The following is a 19,127-nucleotide window of genomic DNA, read 5'->3' as shown; positions in this document are numbered from 1 at the left end:
TGATTTTATTGATATGTTATTTTTTTTACTCTACTCTTGCCCTCAATGAAAGCGCTTCCATAAATTAAAATTAATAATAAATATGAGACTGACATGCTTACAATCAAAGAAAAAGTAGCCTACGGTTTAGGCGATACGGCAAGTAATATTATTTTCCAAACCGTGATGATGTTTTTGTTAATATTTTATACTGATGTTGTTGGTCTATCGCCAGCTGTAGTTGGTACATTGTTTTTAGGTGTTAGATTAATAGATGCTATAACGGATCCATTAATGGGCGCTTTTGCTGATAAAACAAGAACTTCTTTGGGTCAATTTAGACCATTTTTATTATGGCTAGCTATTCCTTTTGGTATTATTAGCATACTCGCTTTTATTTCACCTGACTTCTCAGCTACCGGTAAAATAATTTATGCGAGTATTACCTATATATTATTAATGCTTGCTTACACAGCAATTAATATTCCCTACTCTGCCTTAGGCGGCGTATTATCGAAAGATCCACAAGAAAGAGTTTCTATTCAATCTTACCGATTTGTTTGTGGAATGTGTGGTGGCCTTATTGTTGCAGCGCTAACTATGCCATTAGTTGAATGGTTTGGCGAAGGTGATGCAGCTAAAGGCTATCAACTCACCATGACAGCCATGAGTGTTTTTGGTGTTATTTTATTTTTCCTGTGTTTTGCTGGAACCAAAGAGCGTGTCATACAACCCCCTGTTGAAGACAACTCATTCGAAAGTAATTTAAAAGTATTGTGGAAAAATGACCAATGGCGAATTTTATGTATAGCTGGGTTATTTCTATTAACTGGGCAAGTACTTAGAGCAACGCTGGCGGTTTATTATGTGAAATACTTTTTATCACAAGAGCAACTCATCACTGCTTTCATGACCATAGGAATGATAGGCAGCATATTAGGTTGTGCTTTATCGCAACAGTTGGCAAAACGTGTATGTAAAATTAAAGCTTATATTAGCTTACAGTTGATAGCTGCAGGTTTGTGTATTGCTAGTTATTGGGTTGATAGCTCTCAAATAACCTTGGCCTTTATTATGTTTTTCTTGTGGAATTTTTTCTTACAAATGGCAACACCATTATTGTGGGCGAAAATAGTCGACACCATTGATTATGGTTACTGGAAAACAGGCGTAAGAAATAACGGTATGGTGTTCTCGTCAGTTGTGTTTTTTATCAAGTTAGGTGTTGCTTTTGGCGGAGCAATTGCAGGTTGGCTTCTTGCTTACTATGGTTATCAAGCTGAGGTAGTGCAAACTGAAGCCACTAAACAGGGGTTACTTTTATCCTTTACTATTTTCCCTGCTATTGGCTCAATTATCGTAGCTTGGGTTATGACTAAATACACTCTTAACAATAAAAAGATTGAGGAAATTACTAAAGAACTAAATATAGCTGCAACTTAAGCAGAACATCTTAATAATCTGTATTTATTAAAATAAATAAATCTTTGTTATTTGACCCCTTTCACATAGCAAAGGTTATTCAACATGAATAACCCACCTAAATTCTACGTTTTCTTCACATTATGCTATTCATCTGTTCATACCATTTACCAACAAAGCTAATACTCATAAGTAAGGCGTATTTAATTATCCATTACAGTTACCTGATTTTCATTCCAATATGAAAAACCAAAAACCTCTTCAATAAGCTAAAAAATGCTCTATCTACATTAATAAATTATAAATCAATAACTTAAATAACTCCTTCCTACAAACCAAGCTCAACAATATATTTCATTTTGGTTTTTATTTACTCATTTAATTTCAATATGAAACAACATTCCCTTAATTTTAAGGTTTAGGTAAATAGGTACAAACACATAAAGGCAATAATACCTACTATAAAACAACAACTTAAATAAATACAAACTAACTTGGCATATCAAATGCAATTCAAGTTCAGTAAATAAGATATCAATAAAAATATACAGCTACTTATAAAGTAGAAAGTCTTAGTTTTACATAAATAACAATTACAACGAGTAGAGAACAAACAATAAATTTAAAAATATAACCCCCATTAAGTAACAGATAAACTGGAGTGCAGTATGAGTTATCGATTAGGCGTAGATGTAGGTGGAACTTTTACCGACCTGCTTCTCATTAATGAAGTCAATGGTGAAACCTTCACAGCAAAAGTTCCCTCAACCCCAGAAGATTCATCCGTTGGTGTGTTAAATGGTATAGCAAGAATATGTGAACAATCAGGTATCGATGTTAGTAACATAGACCGAGTTATGCATGGCACAACAGTTGCCACTAATGCTGTATTAACGGGCAAAGGAGCAAAAGTAGGTTTAATAACAACTAAAGGTTATAAACAAGTTTTACAAGTAGCGCGTTCTTTCTGTCCTGGTGGTTTAGGGGGATGGGTGAGCTTTTTGAAAAAACCACTACTCGCTCCACTCGAGTTAACGATTGAAGCTGATGAAAGAATTGATGCAAGTGGACAAATAATTGATGCTTTAGATGAAAAAAGTTTACGTACAGAACTAGAAAAATTAAAGAAAACAGGCGAAGTTGAAGCATTAACTATTTGTTTTATTAACTCCTACTTAAATGCCACTCATGAGCAACGAGCAAAAGAAGTTGCCGCAGAAATATTTACCGACATTCCTATCTCTATATCTACCGACCTCGTTCCTGAAATGCAAGAATATGAACGTACTGAAACAACCATAGTTAATAGCTATGTACGTCCAGAAGTTGCACGTTACGTTGACAACTTAAGCCGTTCTTTAATGGACAAAATGGGAGATGATTTACATCTTTCTATTTTACGTTCTGATGGTGGTTTAGCTTCAGCTAGATCTTCAGCTGAAAGCCCTGTAAACCTTCTTATGTCTGGTCCAGCTGGTGGTGTTTCAGGTGCTATACATTTCTGTCAAAAAGCGGGATTCAAAGATATTCTCACCTTCGACATGGGTGGCACCTCAACAGATGTAGCACTTATTCAAAATGCAAAAGCTCGTGTTAGAAGAGAAACTCGTGTTGCTGATGTAACTGTTCGAGCACCTTCAGTTGACGTTCGTACAGTAGGCGCTGGCGGTGGATCTATTGCCTTTGTTCCAGAACTAACTAAAGCCTTAAGAGTTGGACCTGAGTCTGCTGGAGCGAAACCTGGACCTGCTGCTTATATGAAAGGCGGAACAGCACCAACAGTTTGTGATGCGAATGTTGTATTAGGTTACTTGCCTTCAGATGTTCAGCTCGGTGGTGCAATGGCCATCAATAAAGCCGCCGCTGTAGCAGCTGTTAAACAAGTTGCTGATCCTATGGGATTATCTGTAGAAGAAGCTGCTGAAGGTATTCTTAAAATAGCCAATGAAGCAATGTTTGGCGCCTTAAGATTAGTATCGGTAGAGCAAGGCTTTGATCCTAGAGATTTCGCTCTTGTTGGTTTTGGTGGTGCGGGTCCATTGCATGCCAACGCACTCGGAATTTTAACTCAAGCTTGGCCAACCATTATTCCTCCTGGTCCTGGCGTATTATGTGCTTATGGCGATGCTACCACTCAGGTGCGAGACGAAGCGTCAAAAACATTCGTTAAATTACTTGAAGATACATCTAAAGATGAATTAGAAAATGTTTTAAACGAATTACAAGAAAGAGCCAGCGCTACACTTATTGCTGATGGTATTCCTCAATCAAATCAAGAAATATCTTTTCAAGCAGACTTAAGATATACGGGACAAGCATTCCAGTTATCTGTTGAATTTACATTATCAGACTTACAAGAAAAAGGCTTAGAAGGTCTTAAGTCGCAATTTGATAATGAACACACTCAATTGTTTACTTTTGCGTTGGAATCGGGCCATGAAATTATCATGCTCCGTGCTATTGCTACAGCAAGTGGCGGCGAATTACCTATGATGCCTCAAGGCGAAAGAGCAAACTCCTTAGACGACTGTAAAATGGCTGATAGCCAAATATATTTTGAAGGAAAGTACTATCCAACACCGATTTATGATCGAAATAAAATGAGTACCAATTTAGAGCTATCAGGTCCTGCCATTATTTGTGAAATGGACTCTACTACGGTTCTTTTACCAGGCTATAAAGCTCAGGTAGATACTGTTGGTAATATCCTTATTAACCCAGAAAATTAAGAAGAGATAACTATGAATCATAAAATAATACAAACAAATAACTCTCCTTTACAAATTGTTGATGTTCCAACTGTGAATGTGGATATTATTGAAAATGCACTAAGTAATGTTCGTGAAGAAATGGATGCTGTACTTTTTAGAACCGCGATGAGCCCAGGCATACGTGAGCAAGGCGATTGCTTTCCAATGATTGCTAACAAGGACGGTAAAATGGTTGTTGGTCAATTTGGTTCATTCATTCATGGCTTCTTGGAAGCTTACGAAGGTGAGCTAGAAGAAGGCGATGTGATATTAACCAATGATCCGTATATGACAAATGCTGCAGTTTCTCACTTGCCAGATTGGATAGTATTAGTACCAATTTTTAGAAATGGGCGTCATATCGCTTGGTCTGCCATGTTTGGTCATATGTCTGATAATGGTGGTATGGTTCCTGGTTCTATACCAATTAAAGCGGAAAGTATTTTTCAAGAAGGTATTCGCATACCTCCAACTAAGCTTTATAAAAAAGGTGTATTGCAATCAAGTATTCTGGACTTGATATTACATAATGTGCGTACTCCTCAGTGGAACAGATTTGACCTTAATGCATTGGTAGCAGCATGTAATACCGCAGCTAAACGATGTGTTGAAATAGCAGACAGATTTGGTGATGACGTGTTCTATTCAACCATGGAAATTATGCTAGAGCGTAACCATGTTGCTATGGAAGCCATTATAAAAATGCTTATTCCTGAAGAACCACGTACCTTTGTTGATTATGTATGTGATGATGGCGTAGGAATGGGGCCTTATAAAATTCAATGTAAAATGTGGCGCGAAGGTAGTCGTGCAATATTTGATTTTGAAGGTACAGATCCTCAAGCACAAAGCTCGATAAACTTTTATATGAGTGAAGATATGTTCAAAATGTTCTTCGGCTCATTCACTATAAACTTGGTTGACCCACAAATAATTTTCAACGATGGTTTTTATGATTTAGTAGATGTGCGTATTCCAGAAGGCAGCTTACTTAAGCCTCGCTTCCCTGCTGCACTTTCTGGTCGTACGCATGCATTAGGGCGAATCTTTGATGTTATGGGTGGATTGTTAGGACAAGGCGCTCCTGAAGCTATGAATGCTGCAGGCTTCTCAGACTCTCCTCATCTATTCTACTCGGGATATGATGATAAAGGTGAATGGTTCCAACTATTCCAAATAGGTTTTGGTGGCATCCCTGGGCGTCCAATTGGTGATGGTCCTGATGGACATTCGTTATGGCCAGGCTTTACTAATGTACCTAATGAATTTATAGAAGCTTACTTCCCGCTACGCATTGAAAACTACAGCACTATTATAGATTCAGGTGGGGCTGGATTGCATCGAGGTGGTAATGGTTTATCTGTTGGCTACCGATTTTTGAATGATGGCAGTATAGCGATTCATGACGAACGTTGGTTAACTTATCCTTGGGGTGTTAATGGTGGTACTACCGGACAACGTTCAACAAAAATATTAGAGCGTGCTGACGGCACACGAGAAATATTACCGGCAAAATGTGATGGTATTAAAGTTAAAAAAGGCGACTTATTATACTTCAACACATGGGGTGGCGGTGGCTGGGGTGACCCGTACTTACGTGATACCAATGACGTGTTAAATGACGTTAAACGTGAACTAGTTTCTGTTGAAGGAGCTAAACGATACGGCGTTGTTATTATTGATAATAAAGTAGATGAAGTAAAAACAGCTGAACTACGTGCATCATTGACAGAGCAAAGAGGTGAAACACAACTGTTTGATTTCGGTGGAACTATCGAAGAAATTAAAGCAAGGTGTTTTGAAGAAACAGGGCTTCCAGCACCTGAAACACCTCGATTTATAAAGTCTCGTACTTAAGGCCAAATTAAACATTATGAGTATACATAGCAAACATAAGGATCATGATTTGGCTGTTGGTACTATAGGGTTGGGCATACGCCCCGCCCTTATTGTTATTGATATGTCGCTTGGTTTTACGCATCCAAGCAGCCCTCTTGGTGGGAACTTTAGTTCACAAATAGAACAAACCAAAACCTTACTTGATCTATTTAGGCTTAAAGATCTCCCCGTTTATTTTACGAGTGTGGTTTATCATGACGAGACGGTTGCAAGTGTGTTTCGTACTCGATTACCAGATCTTAATATACTTAAAACATCTAGCCATTGGATTGAGATAGATCCCCGATTAAGTCGACAATCTGATGAGCCTGTAATAGAAAAACAATGGCCAAGTGCCTTTTTTAAAACAGAGCTTTATCAGAAGTTGTGTGATGACTCGGTAGATTCAATCATAGTTGTTGGTTTAACTACTAGTGGCTGTGTAAGAGCTACCGTGGTTGATGGATTACAATATAACTTCCCTGTATTTGTAGTTCCTGAAGCTTGCGGAGATCGTAATCTAAAAGCTCAGAGTGCTGCTTTGCATGATATTAATGCAAAATATGGCATGGTAATGTTGAAAGACGATCTAGTAAATAAGCTCAAAAACCTTTAACCTCGTTAAAGACTTGAACACAATATAGATATGATTAGTATTTCAAGACAACTTTACAGCAACCTACTAAAGATATAGATCCGGTAGTACATCTGATCTATATCTTACTAATTCTATATACAATAACTCTGTCCTTTCAAAATAATATAAAACAACCAAATTCTAGGCAAAAAAAATCTCGGACATGCCGAGATCTTTATTTGAAAGAGTTGTTAAATCAATCAACCCAAGTTGAAGTTCGTTATTTAAATTTACTCTGCAACTTCTTCAGTTTTTTCTGCTTTTTCACTTTCAGCTTGTGGCTTAGTTAATAACTCTGCACGTAAACGTGTATCTAATTCTTTAGCAATAGCAGAATTTTCTTCTAAGAACTTCACCGAGTTAGCTTTACCTTGGCCAATTTTATCGCCTTTGTAGCTATACCATGCGCCAGCTTTTTCAACCATATTATGTTTAACACCAAGGTCGATTAATTCACCTAAACTGTTAATACCTTTACCGTATAATATTTGAAATTCAACTTGCTTAAATGGAGGTGCAATTTTGTTTTTAACAACTTTAACACGAGTTTCGTTACCTACGATTTCATCGCCATTTTTAACAGCTCCGATACGACGGATATCTAAACGTACAGAGGCATAAAACTTTAATGCATTACCACCAGTAGTTGTTTCTGGAGAACCAAACATTACACCAATTTTCATACGAATTTGGTTGATAAAGATGATCATTGTGTTTGATTGTTTCAAGTTACCCGTTAACTTACGCATTGCTTGCGATAACATTCTTGCTTGAAGTCCCATGTGTGAATCACCCATGTCCCCTTCAATTTCAGCTTTAGGAGTAAGTGCAGCAACAGAATCGACAACAATGATATCAATAGCACCAGAGCGCGTTAACATGTCACAAATTTCTAAAGCTTGCTCACCGGTATCAGGTTGAGAAACTAATAATTCATTAATATTTACACCTAATTTTTCAGCGTAAATTGGATCAAGTGCATGCTCTGCATCAACGAAGGCACAAATTTTACCGTTACGTTGAGCTTCTGCGATAACTTCTAGTGTTAATGTTGTTTTACCGCTCGATTCTGGACCGTAGATCTCAACAACACGTCCTAGCGGTAAGCCACCAGCACCTAGTGCAATATCTAACCCTAAAGAACCTGTAGAAATTGTTTCTACATCCATACTACGGTTATCACCCAATTTCATAATTGAGCCTTTACCAAATTGACGTTCGATTTGACTTAACGCAGCAGAAAGTGCTTTTTCTTTATTGTCGTTCATAATTTGCTCCAGATGTTTAAGTGCTTTTTCACTTTGATGGGAGAAGTATACTGTATGATCGTACAGTATCAAGTTTTTTATCACTTTATTTTATTTTATTTGTAACTCTGGCAAAAGGAGACTTTTAAATAATTGATATAAAACAAAAAAATAACACTTAGTAACTTTTTATAATTTTAATCAAAAAAGTTACTAAGTGTTATTTATAATTTATTTACCAGTAAAATAAGAGCTGATTTACTTTTCTTTAATAGCTTACGTAGAAAACAATACGCTATTTTATATTATTTTCCTAAATATAAAGCTGTCTAACTGGATAGTTTATAAAATCAAACTATAATTAAAATGACTAATTATTTTCTTTATATTTTGGGTTAAGTTTATACAAATTTAATTGCTATAACAGCCATTATTATATGGATCTACACGTCAATAAAATTTACTCTATATAAGTATAAAAAATAAACTTTATTTAACTTAATTTTATTTGTAATTGCCTTTTCATTACTTTACGTTAATAAGAAGTATCAATATAAATAAACGCTAATCAAATGGTTTGACAGAATTTGGAATTAATAAAAGCAGTATCTTCTAGTAACAAACCGTTAATCTTATTAATTATTACCTCAAATGAGTTAGTTATTAGTAAAATTAATTCTATTTTATCTGGCAGTGGCTTAACTACTATTTATGCTAAAAATAGTATTGAGGCTATTAATATTCTACGCTCAAAAAATATTGATGTGGTTATTACGGAAGTAAAAATTGGTAATGTAGATGGCTGGAGATTAGCAAGGTTAATTCGTTCGGGCATACTCTCAGATAACCCCAACACTCCTATCATCTTAATCACTGAAAATCACAGTGAACGTATTGCTGAAACTACAGCCAAAACCTTTGATATCAACAAAGTCGTCTCTTTCCAAGAAATTCATTCACTCTTAAATGTTATTGATGACACACAAAGTGGTAATAACAATCTAAACCAGAGAACTAAGTTATTAGTTATTGAAGATACTCACGACACAGCGCAGCTTATAGAGCGTATGTTGAAGCATAGTTATGATATTGACTTAGCTGAAAATGGCTTAATCGGTTTACAAAAGTTTAAAGAAAATTCATACGACATTGTGCTATTAGATATCATGATGCCGGGTATGTCGGGTGATGAATTATTAGATAATTTAATGGCTATAGCTCCTAATCAAACGGTTATCGCAATGACGGCTCATGGTAATGCAGATTTAGCCGAGTTGATGTTAGAGAAAGGCGCTTCAGATTATATTCAAAAACCTTTCAAAGCGGATCAATTAAGAAAGGTTTGTAGCATTGCAGAAAAACGTGAAGACTACCTTATAGCCAATGAACAATTTCTCGCTAAAACACAGGCTTTAGTAGAAGAACAAGTAAAGTTTGAATCTCTCGCTAAAGTTCATCACCGTATTTTAAATAGCTTAAATAATATAGTCATTGAACTCACACCTGCAGGTGATATTACTTATTTAAATAATGCATGGGTACAAACAACAGGTTTTTTAATCTCGGAAAGCATGGGTGAATCATTTGTAGAATATATTAATGATCCAAGTAACCACATAAAAAGAATACTAAATGAAACATACCATACTTTATTAGACGGTAAACAAGAAAAACAAATTCTAGAGTTCAAATTAAAAACCTCTAACCATTCAAGCTTTTGGTGTGAACTAACCCTTTCTTCTTTTTATGATAGGCATAGTCAAATAATAGGATTATCAGGAACCATTGATGATATTTCTATGCGTAAAAAAGCAGAAGAAAAACTTCAACATGTTGCATTCCATGACACATTAACAGGTATTCATAATCGCTATTATTTTGATGATGTATTAATAAATATAGCCCAAACAACCGCTCGAACAAAAACAAAAAACTCGTTACTTTATGTTGATTTAGACAACTTTAAAGTAATTAACGACTCCCAGGGCCATCAACAAGGTGATCTTGTATTAAAAGAAATATCACAATTACTTTTAGATAGAGTACGAGAAAGTGATTATTTGTGCCGTATAGGTGGAGACGAGTTTGCCATTATTCTACAAAATACAAACCTTGATGAAGCTCAGATCTTTGCTTTGCAAATATGTGAAACCATTGCCGACGCAAGTTTTAGATTTGGGGAACAGGTATATAAAGTCAGTTGTAGCATAGGTATATCATCTATCGATGGTAACGCATTATCAAGCGACATTTATTTGCAACAAGCCGATATAGCGATGTTTGTTGCAAAAGATAGAGGACGAAACCGTGTTCATACGTTTACAGTAGAAGATGAACTCAGTGAAGAAGTTAAACAAAGCTTTGAGTGGGCTCAAAAACTAAGAAAGGCATTGAGTGACGACAACATTGTATTACATTATCAGCCTATCATTAATGTAAAAACACGCGTGACAGAATCGTACGAAGCTTTAGTTCGCTTGATGGTAGACGATAAACTTATTTTCCCCGACAGCTTTATTCCATACTTAGAAAAAGCAGGCGACATGAATATTCTTGATCGCCATGTTATTGATGCCGCATTTAAACAAATGTCTGAACACAAATTACTTGAGAAGGTAGCAATTAATTTATCTGCACAAGCATTCTCTGATGATCGATTAGTCGTATACGTAGAAGACAAATTAGTAGAATACAATATAGAGCCTTCACGTATCATGTTTGAATTAACAGAAAGTGCAAGTTTATCAAATATAACGGGAACACAACGCTTAATAACTCACTTAAACGAATTAGGTTGTAGCTTCGCAATTGATGATTTTGGTACAGGTTTTAGTACTTTTACTTATTTAAAACAAATCCCTGCAGAGCATGTAAAAATTGATGGTTCATTTGTAAAAGACATGCTCAAAGATTCAACCGATGCGGCCTTAGTTAAAGCAATAAATGAAACAGCTAAAGCATTAAGTAAACATACTATTGCCGAGTTTGTTGAAGATGAAGCAACCTTAATAATGTTAGATGAGTTAGGTGTAGATTTTGCTCAGGGATACCATATTGCTAAACCTATGAGCATAATAGAGATAAATAAAAGAGAACAAGCTTAGTTTAAGTTGAATATAAGTAGGCCTTTATAAATAGCTGATAAAAGAATCTACATTACGTGAATGAAAGCTAACTAAACTGGTTATCACGATGAATAGGTAAAGTTACAACAAACATAGATCCTGAACCTAACTGACTTTCTACCGTAATAGTTCCGCCAATTAATTCGATAAACACCTTCGATATCGCAAGGCCTAAACCTGTACCACTGAACTTCCTTGATTGACTTGCATCAACTTGGCGAAACTCTTCAAAGATATAACTTTGCTGCTCTTTACTCAAGCCAATACCTGTATCACTAACAATAAATTTAATACTGCTATCAGTGCTTTCTACAGTAAACCTAATCTCGCCATTTTGAGTGAATTTACAGGCATTACCCAATAAATTAATAAGTACTTGTTCTAATTTTTCTTTATCGGTAGGAAATAAACTAATTGTTTGTTTTTGAATAATTGAAAATTGATTATTATTTTTTGATGCTAACGGAGAAATAGTATCTCTAACAATTAAAATCAGTCTCTCAATATTCACCTCGGTAAGATTAACGTCAATTTTCCCTGACTCAACTTTAGCCAAATCGAGTAAACTATTAATCATGCTAAGCAGACGCTGTGAATTGTTAGCAATGCGGTCCATATCATTAATTAATTCTATTTTTCCTTCTTGCTCCAATTCTTCAGTAACAAGTTCCCCATAGCCAATAATAGACTGTATTGGTGTGCGAAGTTCATGGCTAATATTAGCGATAAACTCAGATTTGTGTCTACTCGCCTTTATAGCTGCATCTCTAGCATCAACAAGCTCTGTGGTTCTTTCTTTAACCTCACTTTCAAGCCTGTCTCGGTGAAGCTTTATATCGTTCCCTTGCTTTTGCAAAACCTTCATCATATTGTTGAAAGAATTTGCCATGTTTTTAATTTCTTGTGCACCGGTATCTTCTGCAAAAACATATTCTTTGGTGGTTTCAGCTAATTGCATAGTGGTAGATAAATTACGTAATGGAATAAATAACTTAACTAAACCTAGATGCAGAAACACACTAAAAAATACAATTGAAATCAGTCCAATAGAAGCAATAAGTAAAGTGACTTGATTTTGAGCTTCCGTCAAAGGCGCCTTACTATATAACACCTCAGCGTAACCAATAACTTCATGAGAAACATGATTAGTGCCAGATTCAGAACTATTGTCGTTCTCAGCTAAAGACAGCCTTACAGTAATGGGAGAAATAATAAACCAATGTTCTTCTGTTTCAATAGATACTTGAGTCGTTAGCCAGTGAGTATGTTCAACTTGAACACTTACAGGAAATTCACCTCGGCTAATAAAAGGTTCGTAGTTTTCTAATAAAATACGAGCTGCAGAAACCGATTCGAAGCCTTGCACCTGCTCCATCGCTTCTTGAGCATTTTGTTCTGATCCAGATAGAACAGAAAACACTGCTTGTTTAGCTAATCCTTCAGTGAGTTGCATTGCATTAGTCAGCATTAAATGTCGATATTGCTGATTAATCCATGAAGAAGTAACAAGACTTATAACAAAAATCATAACAGTGATAGCAATAACGATAAAAGTGACCACTTGCGCTTTTATACTTCGTTCTGAAAACTTGAAAGATTTTAATTTCATCATATTAAATACATTTATTCAGGAAAGGTAAAAGCAAACTGTTCTATTTTACTTTGCGGATATTGATAGCCTAAATGTTTTGCTGTACGTAAATTTACAGCTAATTTTATCGTTTTCAATGTTTTAACAATAGTTGAAATATTTTTATTTTCAATCTTTTGTACAAGGGTTGCCAACTTCTGCCCCATACTTATGTTATCTAAAATTGTTGCATATAAGACCCCCCTTTCAACATGTGAAGATGTACTCGAAATAACCACTATTTCTTTTGCCCATGCTTTTTCTAGTAATGTTGGCACTATAATATTATCGTTTACCGTAATAGGATCTACAGGCAACCATAAAGCGCTATTTTTAGAAGCTTTATTCTCGAAAAATTCATCATAAGCTTTTACAGCCATTGGCAAGCTATCAACTAAAATGGCATTTAAATTAAGTTTATATTTTTTAGCTGCTTGTAGGGCATCTTTTATCAACCGAGTTGACGACTGACTGTAAATAACAGTAATACCTTGTACTTTATTCGCTAGAGTATTTAATGGTTCAAACAGGCTTTGAGGTGATGCCATTGAGCTAATACCTGACATGTTGTCATCTAATATTGGTAAGGCGCCAAAAACAACTAATTTGCTATCATTAACTTGCTTGCCAACAGTCATAGCTTTTTTACCAAGGGTAATTACATGCTCAGTAGTGATGCGGCTAGCAATATCTTTACTATTAAAGTTTTGAGGGAGTTCAAGTTTAATAACATCGCCGTCTAACTCTGACTCTATTCCTTTTAATATTTCAGAAAAAACGCCATTAGAAGAAACTTCTAGTTTTGGGTATATAACTGTCACTTTATCTTCACTAAAACAATATCCACTATTCAAGAATATAAAGGCTAAAAGAAAATGAATAACTATTTTGGGTGTTTTTATAAAAGTCATACATCTACCTTATGCTTAATTAACAGATTATTAGCAGTCAAATGAAAGTTAAAATTAATTTAGCAAATCTTAATGAGGTTTAGGTTCTTCTATGTAAATTCGTGGGGCTAATACTTCAACTTGCTTTAATTCGTTTGGTGTTAATTCCCCATAACCTTTAGGGTAAGACCAGCCATATCCCCAGCGGAAACTTGTAGGTAAATAAGGTGTACCACCCACTCTAACGCCAGCTAACATTAATAAAGCGACTTCGGGCTCACCAACTTTAGACACACATTGTTTTAAGTTATTATCTGATATGACGCGCTCTTCATAAGTACCACCTTTCCAATAATCAAAATCGTGTTTCTCACAACAAGCTAACCAAAGTTCTTTTTGTTGAAAAGTACCATTAGGAAACGAGCTACAGCCATCACTAGTAAAAGGCTTTAAATTGTCAGCACTATAGCTATAAAAGCTAATCGATATCAGAGTCAGTAAAAACCACTTCATTTTTTCATCTCTAAATTACAGTTGCTCTAATTCATAAATAATATCAGAGGTTTTCATACGAACTTTGTAGTCTGTTTGGGCCACCATAGCTCTTACAATACCGTCATTATCTATAATAAAAGTTCCTGGTACAGGTAAAGCCGTTCGCCCTTCACCATTAAAGCTGACAATATCAATGTTATGTTTTTTATAGAGTTGAATTAAATTTTCAGGTAACTCGTAATAAAGTTTGTAACCTTTAAGTACCTCATAATCTAAGTCACTCAGTACTTCAAATGGATAACCTTCTTTTTTGAATTGCGCTTCAGATTTATCAGGTGTTTGTGGGGTAACAGTTAAAAGTTGTGCGTTGTATTTCTTAAATAATGGTAAGTTTTTTCGAAGAGAACGTAATTGCATATTACAATAAGGGCACCAAGCTCCACGATAGAAAACTAAAACAACAGGACCTTTTTTTAATTCATCATATAAGGTTACATGCTTACCTTGAGCATTTATTAATGAAAAATCAGGTGCCTGCTCGCCCACTTGAATACCTGGTTCTGGCATACTTTTAGACAAGTTATCAATAGCACTTTTCATTAACTTTAATTCATCTGACGTCCAATTAATTCTTTTAATAGACGGCATTTCTTCTACTTTATATTCAGAAGTCCCACTCGTTATATACGCAGCTTCAAAGGCTTGCGCGCTAACAAAAGGCACTAGTAGCGATAAAATAATTAATAACCGCATTTTTACTTCCTCTCATTAACAAAAAACATCACATCACTTCAAATAACGATAAATGATCACAATTATCTATATGTTATTAATAACACATAACTACAGCATAAGGCTCCCTTTAAATTATACCTTGCACATAAAGCCTATGATCAGTATTCTACGCAACTTTTTTACAGGAGCGACATATGATCGGTTTTGACTACGGTACATCAAATTGCGCAGTAGGTGTAATGCAAAACGGAACACCATCTATTTTACCATTGGGTGAACACGGTAAATATGTGGCTTCAACATTATATTCACCAAGCAGAGAAGTTATTGTTAACTGGCTTTCGCAACAGTTACATGAGACCGAGCAAAAAGAATTCCAACTGCAACGTAAATTACAACTTCAAAAAGGTAATAATGTTTTACGAGAATTAAAACTAGATGGTATATCATCTGATTTATTTTTTGGAAAACAGGCCTTACAAGCTTATTTAGCTGATCCTGAAGAAGGGTATTACATAAAGTCACCTAAATCATTTTTAGGTGCTAGCGGTTTATTCCCTCAGCAAGTTCAATTATTTGAAGACATTGTTGCTGCTATGATGACTAATATCAAACAGCTTACAGAGCAAACTTTAGATCGCGAAATTACCCAAGCAGTTATTGGTCGCCCTATTAACTTTCAAGGTTCAAGAGGTGAAGAAAGTAACAAACAAGCAATAAACGTATTAACAAATGCTGCAAAACGAGTAGGGTTTAAAGAGGTAGAATTTCAATTTGAACCCGTAGCTGCAGGTTTTGAATTTGAAGCAAGCCTAACCAAAGAAACCAAAGTACTTGTGGTTGATATAGGTGGTGGAACAACCGATTGCTCTATGTTACTTATGGGACCAGAACTACAAGGTTTAAGTAATAGAACTCAGCATCTACTTAGCCATAGTGGTGAGCGCATTGGTGGTAACGATTTTGACATTGGTTTAGCTCTGGCAGGAATAATGCCTGAACTAGGTATCAACAGCTTTTTAAAATCAGGTAAACCTATGCCTGTAAATTCGTTTTATCAAGCGGTAGCAATTAACAAGATAAACGAACAAAATGAATTTTACAGTGCTGAAAACCAACGTTTCCTAAATGAGTTGGTACGTGATTCAAAACAACCAGAACAAGTAAAACGTTTATTAAAAGTACAAACTGAAAAGCTTAGCTATTTATTAGTTAATGGTGCAGAACAAGCTAAAATTGCCCTAACGGATCAGGATGAGTTTTTAATTTCACTTGAAAATTTAGATGAAGACTTAACAACATTAGTTTCAAGAGATACATTATTAACAGGAATTAAGCGTGAACTTAGCGGAATTGCTAACTTGATGCATCAAGCAGTAGAAGAATCGTCAGAACAACCTGATGTTATTTTTATTACTGGCGGTACAGCAAAATCACCTGTTCTTAATGCTTTCTTCCAACAGCACTTTCCAAATACACCTATTGTTTTAGGGGATCATTTTGGTAGTGTGACCGCGGGGTTAACTCGTTGGGCAAATAAAATATTTGCTTAGTAAAGTTTATATAATCAAATAGATCAATCAAGGTACTTAATTATTCGTTATACTTTTTTAAGCGACGTTTAGCTACTTAAGTGCCTTGTTTTATAATCTCTAGCGCTCATCCCATAAAACTGTTTAAAACTTCGGCAGAAGTGACTGGCGTTATTAAAACCTAATTCAAAACATACCTGAGTAATTTGCTTTCCTCGCTTAATTAATGCCCCTGCTTTTTTTAAACGCATTTGATGTTGAAAAGCCATAGGAGTACAGCCTAAATGATGCTTAAACTGAATAAAGAATTTAGTACGGCTCATACAAGCAATTTTGCATAAGTAATTTATATCTAGATTGTCGCTTAAGTGATGAGTGATGTAATTAAGTACGGCATTTAAGCCATTATTATCAGGTTCTTCATTACAAAAATTCAACATAAAATCTCGTGTCTGTTGGCGCAAAAGCCTAACCGTCAACTCAGACACAGCTAAATCAATCATGAAATTTCTATCAGGATGGTTTTCAGTATAAATATGTACAATTCGGTTTAGTAGAGCTTCGGTTTCATTATTATGATGCGTATGAATTAACTGATCAGAATAATCCCAATAACCAAACTCCTCTTCCAAAGGTGCAAGCTGATTCAATCGTTGTGCTGTATTTTTAACGCGATCTAACGAAACCTCAATAGCCAAACAAGTGGTTGGTGCTTCCCATTTTGCCGTAGGAAAATCTATCTCAACAGTTTGATTAGGCGCCATAATAAAAGATTCATGAGGAATAAATTCAGTTATAAAATCATTCTTATCAGCGTGCATCACCTTTTTACCAGACACCATAGCGCAGAATAAAAGCTGATCAGACTTTAATTTAACACGCTCCGCCTGCTCGTAAGTATCATAAATACTGAGCTCAGATTCAGGCCCCGCAAAGCTTATTTTGTTTTCAACTAAAACTTTGGGCATTTGTTTTTTATTACATAAAATTTCAGTGATCACACCAGCGTCCTCTTTTAACAATAACTAATCTATTGGTACGGAAAGTCAACTTTTATGAATTTCTAGCATAGCTGAATATTTTTCAATCATTAAAGTATAACGTTCTTACAAAAAAAACAATGAGAGATAAACAAATGATTTATTCAATCCCGGGGACAGACGGAGCTGTAGTTAACTTCAAAGAGCGTTATGGAAATTTCATTAATGGCGAATGGGTTGCCCCTGTAAATGGGCGTTATTTTGATAATAAAAGTCCTGTAAATGGAAAGGTCTTTTGTCAAATACCTCGTTCAGATGCCGCAGATATTGAGCTAGCACTAGACGCCGCGCACGCAGCAAAAGATGCTTGGGGCACAACATCCGTTACTGAACGTTCAAACCTTTTATTAAAAATTGCAGATATTCTCGAACAAAATACTGAAATGCTGGCTGTTGCCGATACTTGGGATAATGGCAAAGCGGTACGCGAAACCTTAGCGGCAGATATTCCATTAGCTGTTGATCATTTTAGATATTTTGCTGGTTGCTTACGCTCTCAGGAAGGTACGCTAAGTGAAATAGACGAAAACACAGTTGCTTACCATTTTCACGAACCTTTAGGCGTAGTTGGGCAAATTATTCCTTGGAACTTCCCTCTTCTCATGGCTGCTTGGAAACTTCCGCCAGCATTAGCAGCTGGTAACTGTGTAATTTTAAAACCTGCAGAACAAACTCCCGCATCTATTCTTGTCATGATGGAATTGATCCAAGACATTTTACCTCCAGGAGTATTAAATATTGTTAATGGTTTTGGTAAAGAAGCCGGACAAGCGCTAGCAACCAGTGATCGAATTGCAAAAATAGCTTTCACGGGATCAACACCTACAGGCTCACATATTTTAAAATGTGCGGCTGAAACTATTATTCCATCTACAGTAGAGTTAGGTGGTAAGTCACCAAATATATTCTTCAGTGACGTATTAGATCATGAAGACGACTATTTAAGTAAGTGTATTGAAGGCGCCATATTAGCTTTCTTCAACCAAGGTGAAGTATGTACTTGCCCTTCTCGCTTATTTGTTCAAGAAGATATTTACGACAAATTTATCGAAAAAGTTATCGAAAGAAGCAAGCTGATAACTCGTGGCGATCCCTTAGACACAAACACTATGGTAGGTGCACAAGTCTCTGAAGCACAGTTTGATAAAATATTAGACTACATAGACATAGGTAAAAAAGAAGGTGCTGAAGTTCTTATTGGTGGTGAAATAGCTAAAATGACAGGTGAATATGACGAAGGTTATTATATTCAACCTACCCTGCTGAAAGGTAGTAATGATATGCGTGTTTTCCAAGAAGAGATTTTTGGACCGGTTATTTCAGTATCAACCTTTAAAGATGAAGCAGAAGCTTTGGCATTAGCGAATAGCTCAGAGTTTGGTTTAGGTGCAGGTGTTTGGACGCGAGATATGAACAAAGCCTATCGTATGGGTCGTAAAATCCAAGCGGGTCGCGTGTGGACTAACTGTTATCATTTATATCCAGCTCATGCAGCATTTGGTGGTTATAAGAAATCAGGTATCGGACGTGAAAATCACAAGTTGGCGCTAGGTCATTATCAACAAACTAAGAACTTATTAGTGAGTTATGATACTAAACCACTTGGTTTTTTCTAAAGATAATTCGCATTTAGTTATCGTATTAACCATTAAGCTTACTTAAGGTTTTATCTAAATAGAGTTGAGTTCATGTTATTGAGCTCAACTCTTTTTTATTATCAATCAACAATAAAACTATTCGCCTCAGCTCGTCATTATTCTGTATTAT

Annotated in this window: 13 protein-coding genes; 7 read left to right on the top strand and 6 right to left on the bottom strand. The window is 35.6% G+C overall.

Annotated elements, in window-relative coordinates; genetic code table 11:
- The first annotated feature begins 93 nt into the window (after window positions 1-93).
- The 4 genes from Q5N69_RS13655 (at window position 94) to Q5N69_RS13640 (ending at window position 6,645) form a co-directional block, all read left to right on the top strand.
- On the top strand, window positions 94-1,422 hold the full coding sequence (locus Q5N69_RS13655) for a glycoside-pentoside-hexuronide (GPH):cation symporter (RefSeq protein ID WP_304369545.1): 1,329 nt from the start codon (window positions 94-96) through the stop codon (window positions 1,420-1,422).
- Between the two features lie 647 nt (window positions 1,423-2,069).
- Window positions 2,070-4,130, top strand: coding sequence for a hydantoinase/oxoprolinase family protein (locus Q5N69_RS13650; protein WP_304369544.1), 2,061 nt, complete (start codon window positions 2,070-2,072; stop codon window positions 4,128-4,130).
- Window positions 4,131-4,142: 12 nt separating this feature from the next.
- Window positions 4,143-6,008: a hydantoinase B/oxoprolinase family protein gene (locus Q5N69_RS13645; RefSeq protein ID WP_304369543.1), complete on the top strand. Its 1,866-nt coding sequence runs from the start codon at window positions 4,143-4,145 to the stop codon at window positions 6,006-6,008.
- A 49-nt stretch (window positions 6,009-6,057) separates the two neighbouring features.
- Complete coding sequence (locus Q5N69_RS13640) at window positions 6,058-6,645, top strand: isochorismatase family protein (RefSeq protein WP_304369541.1); 588 nt, start codon at window positions 6,058-6,060, stop codon at window positions 6,643-6,645.
- 251 nt (window positions 6,646-6,896) lie between these two features.
- Here Q5N69_RS13640 and recA read toward each other — a convergent pair whose 3' ends face one another.
- Window positions 6,897-7,934, bottom strand: a complete 1,038-nt coding sequence (recA, locus tag Q5N69_RS13635; RefSeq protein ID WP_304369539.1) for a recombinase RecA — start codon at window positions 7,932-7,934, stop codon at window positions 6,897-6,899.
- 566 nt (window positions 7,935-8,500) lie between these two features.
- On the opposite strand from recA, the gene Q5N69_RS13630 reads away from it, so the two are divergent.
- Window positions 8,501-11,017 carry a GGDEF domain-containing response regulator gene (locus Q5N69_RS13630; protein WP_304369538.1) on the top strand — a complete coding sequence of 839 codons (2,517 nt, stop codon included), beginning with the start codon at window positions 8,501-8,503 and terminating at the stop codon, window positions 11,015-11,017.
- 67 nt (window positions 11,018-11,084) lie between these two features.
- On the opposite strand, the gene Q5N69_RS13625 is transcribed toward Q5N69_RS13630, so the two are convergent.
- The 4 genes from Q5N69_RS13625 to Q5N69_RS13610 form a co-directional block, all read right to left on the bottom strand.
- Entirely contained in the window at window positions 11,085-12,650 is a 1,566-nt protein-coding gene (locus Q5N69_RS13625; protein ID WP_304369537.1) for an ATP-binding protein, read from the bottom strand.
- A gap of 11 nt (window positions 12,651-12,661) precedes the next feature.
- The gene (locus Q5N69_RS13620) at window positions 12,662-13,579 is read right to left on the bottom strand and encodes an ABC transporter substrate binding protein (RefSeq protein WP_304369536.1); all 918 of its coding nucleotides are present in this window, start codon (window positions 13,577-13,579) and stop codon (window positions 12,662-12,664) included.
- A gap of 69 nt (window positions 13,580-13,648) precedes the next feature.
- Window positions 13,649-14,071, bottom strand: coding sequence for a hypothetical protein (locus tag Q5N69_RS13615; RefSeq protein ID WP_304369534.1), 423 nt, complete (start codon window positions 14,069-14,071; stop codon window positions 13,649-13,651).
- A gap of 15 nt (window positions 14,072-14,086) precedes the next feature.
- The gene (locus tag Q5N69_RS13610; RefSeq protein ID WP_304369533.1) at window positions 14,087-14,806 is read right to left on the bottom strand and encodes a peroxiredoxin-like family protein; all 720 of its coding nucleotides are present in this window, start codon (window positions 14,804-14,806) and stop codon (window positions 14,087-14,089) included.
- 176 nt (window positions 14,807-14,982) lie between these two features.
- On the opposite strand from Q5N69_RS13610, the gene yegD reads away from it, so the two are divergent.
- Window positions 14,983-16,341: a molecular chaperone gene (yegD, locus tag Q5N69_RS13605; RefSeq protein ID WP_304369532.1), complete on the top strand. Its 1,359-nt coding sequence runs from the start codon at window positions 14,983-14,985 to the stop codon at window positions 16,339-16,341.
- Between the two features lie 68 nt (window positions 16,342-16,409).
- Here the strand turns inward: yegD and Q5N69_RS13600 are convergent, their stop codons facing one another.
- Complete coding sequence (locus Q5N69_RS13600) at window positions 16,410-17,321, bottom strand: AraC family transcriptional regulator (RefSeq protein WP_304369531.1); 912 nt, start codon at window positions 17,319-17,321, stop codon at window positions 16,410-16,412.
- Between the two features lie 134 nt (window positions 17,322-17,455).
- On the opposite strand from Q5N69_RS13600, the gene Q5N69_RS13595 reads away from it, so the two are divergent.
- On the top strand, window positions 17,456-18,976 hold the full coding sequence (locus Q5N69_RS13595) for an aldehyde dehydrogenase family protein (protein ID WP_304369530.1): 1,521 nt from the start codon (window positions 17,456-17,458) through the stop codon (window positions 18,974-18,976).
- Window positions 18,977-19,127: the final 151 nt, after the last annotated feature.

It is taken from the genome of Pseudocolwellia sp. AS88, assembly GCF_030551755.1.
Lineage (GTDB): Bacteria > Pseudomonadota > Gammaproteobacteria > Enterobacterales > Alteromonadaceae > Pseudocolwellia.
The sequence above is the reverse complement of the archived record's forward strand: the minus strand, read 5'-3'. Positions and strand labels throughout refer to the sequence as shown.

What these genes read in the sequence shown, in the direction of transcription:
- Q5N69_RS13655 (WP_304369545.1), top strand. Translation starts at nt 94, where the DNA reads ATGCTTACAATCAAAGAAAAAGTAGCCTACGGTTTAGGCGATACGGCA.
- Q5N69_RS13650 (WP_304369544.1), top strand. Translation starts at nt 2,070, where the DNA reads ATGAGTTATCGATTAGGCGTAGATGTAGGTGGAACTTTTACCGACCTG.
- Q5N69_RS13645 (WP_304369543.1), top strand. Translation starts at nt 4,143, where the DNA reads ATGAATCATAAAATAATACAAACAAATAACTCTCCTTTACAAATTGTT.
- recA (WP_304369539.1), bottom strand. Translation starts at nt 7,934, where the DNA reads ATGAACGACAATAAAGAAAAAGCACTTTCTGCTGCGTTAAGTCAAATC.
- Q5N69_RS13625 (WP_304369537.1), bottom strand. Translation starts at nt 12,650, where the DNA reads ATGATGAAATTAAAATCTTTCAAGTTTTCAGAACGAAGTATAAAAGCG.
- Q5N69_RS13620 (WP_304369536.1), bottom strand. Translation starts at nt 13,579, where the DNA reads ATGACTTTTATAAAAACACCCAAAATAGTTATTCATTTTCTTTTAGCC.
- Q5N69_RS13615 (WP_304369534.1), bottom strand. Translation starts at nt 14,071, where the DNA reads ATGAAGTGGTTTTTACTGACTCTGATATCGATTAGCTTTTATAGCTAT.
- Q5N69_RS13610 (WP_304369533.1), bottom strand. Translation starts at nt 14,806, where the DNA reads ATGCGGTTATTAATTATTTTATCGCTACTAGTGCCTTTTGTTAGCGCG.
- yegD (WP_304369532.1), top strand. Translation starts at nt 14,983, where the DNA reads ATGATCGGTTTTGACTACGGTACATCAAATTGCGCAGTAGGTGTAATG.
- Q5N69_RS13595 (WP_304369530.1), top strand. Translation starts at nt 17,456, where the DNA reads ATGATTTATTCAATCCCGGGGACAGACGGAGCTGTAGTTAACTTCAAA.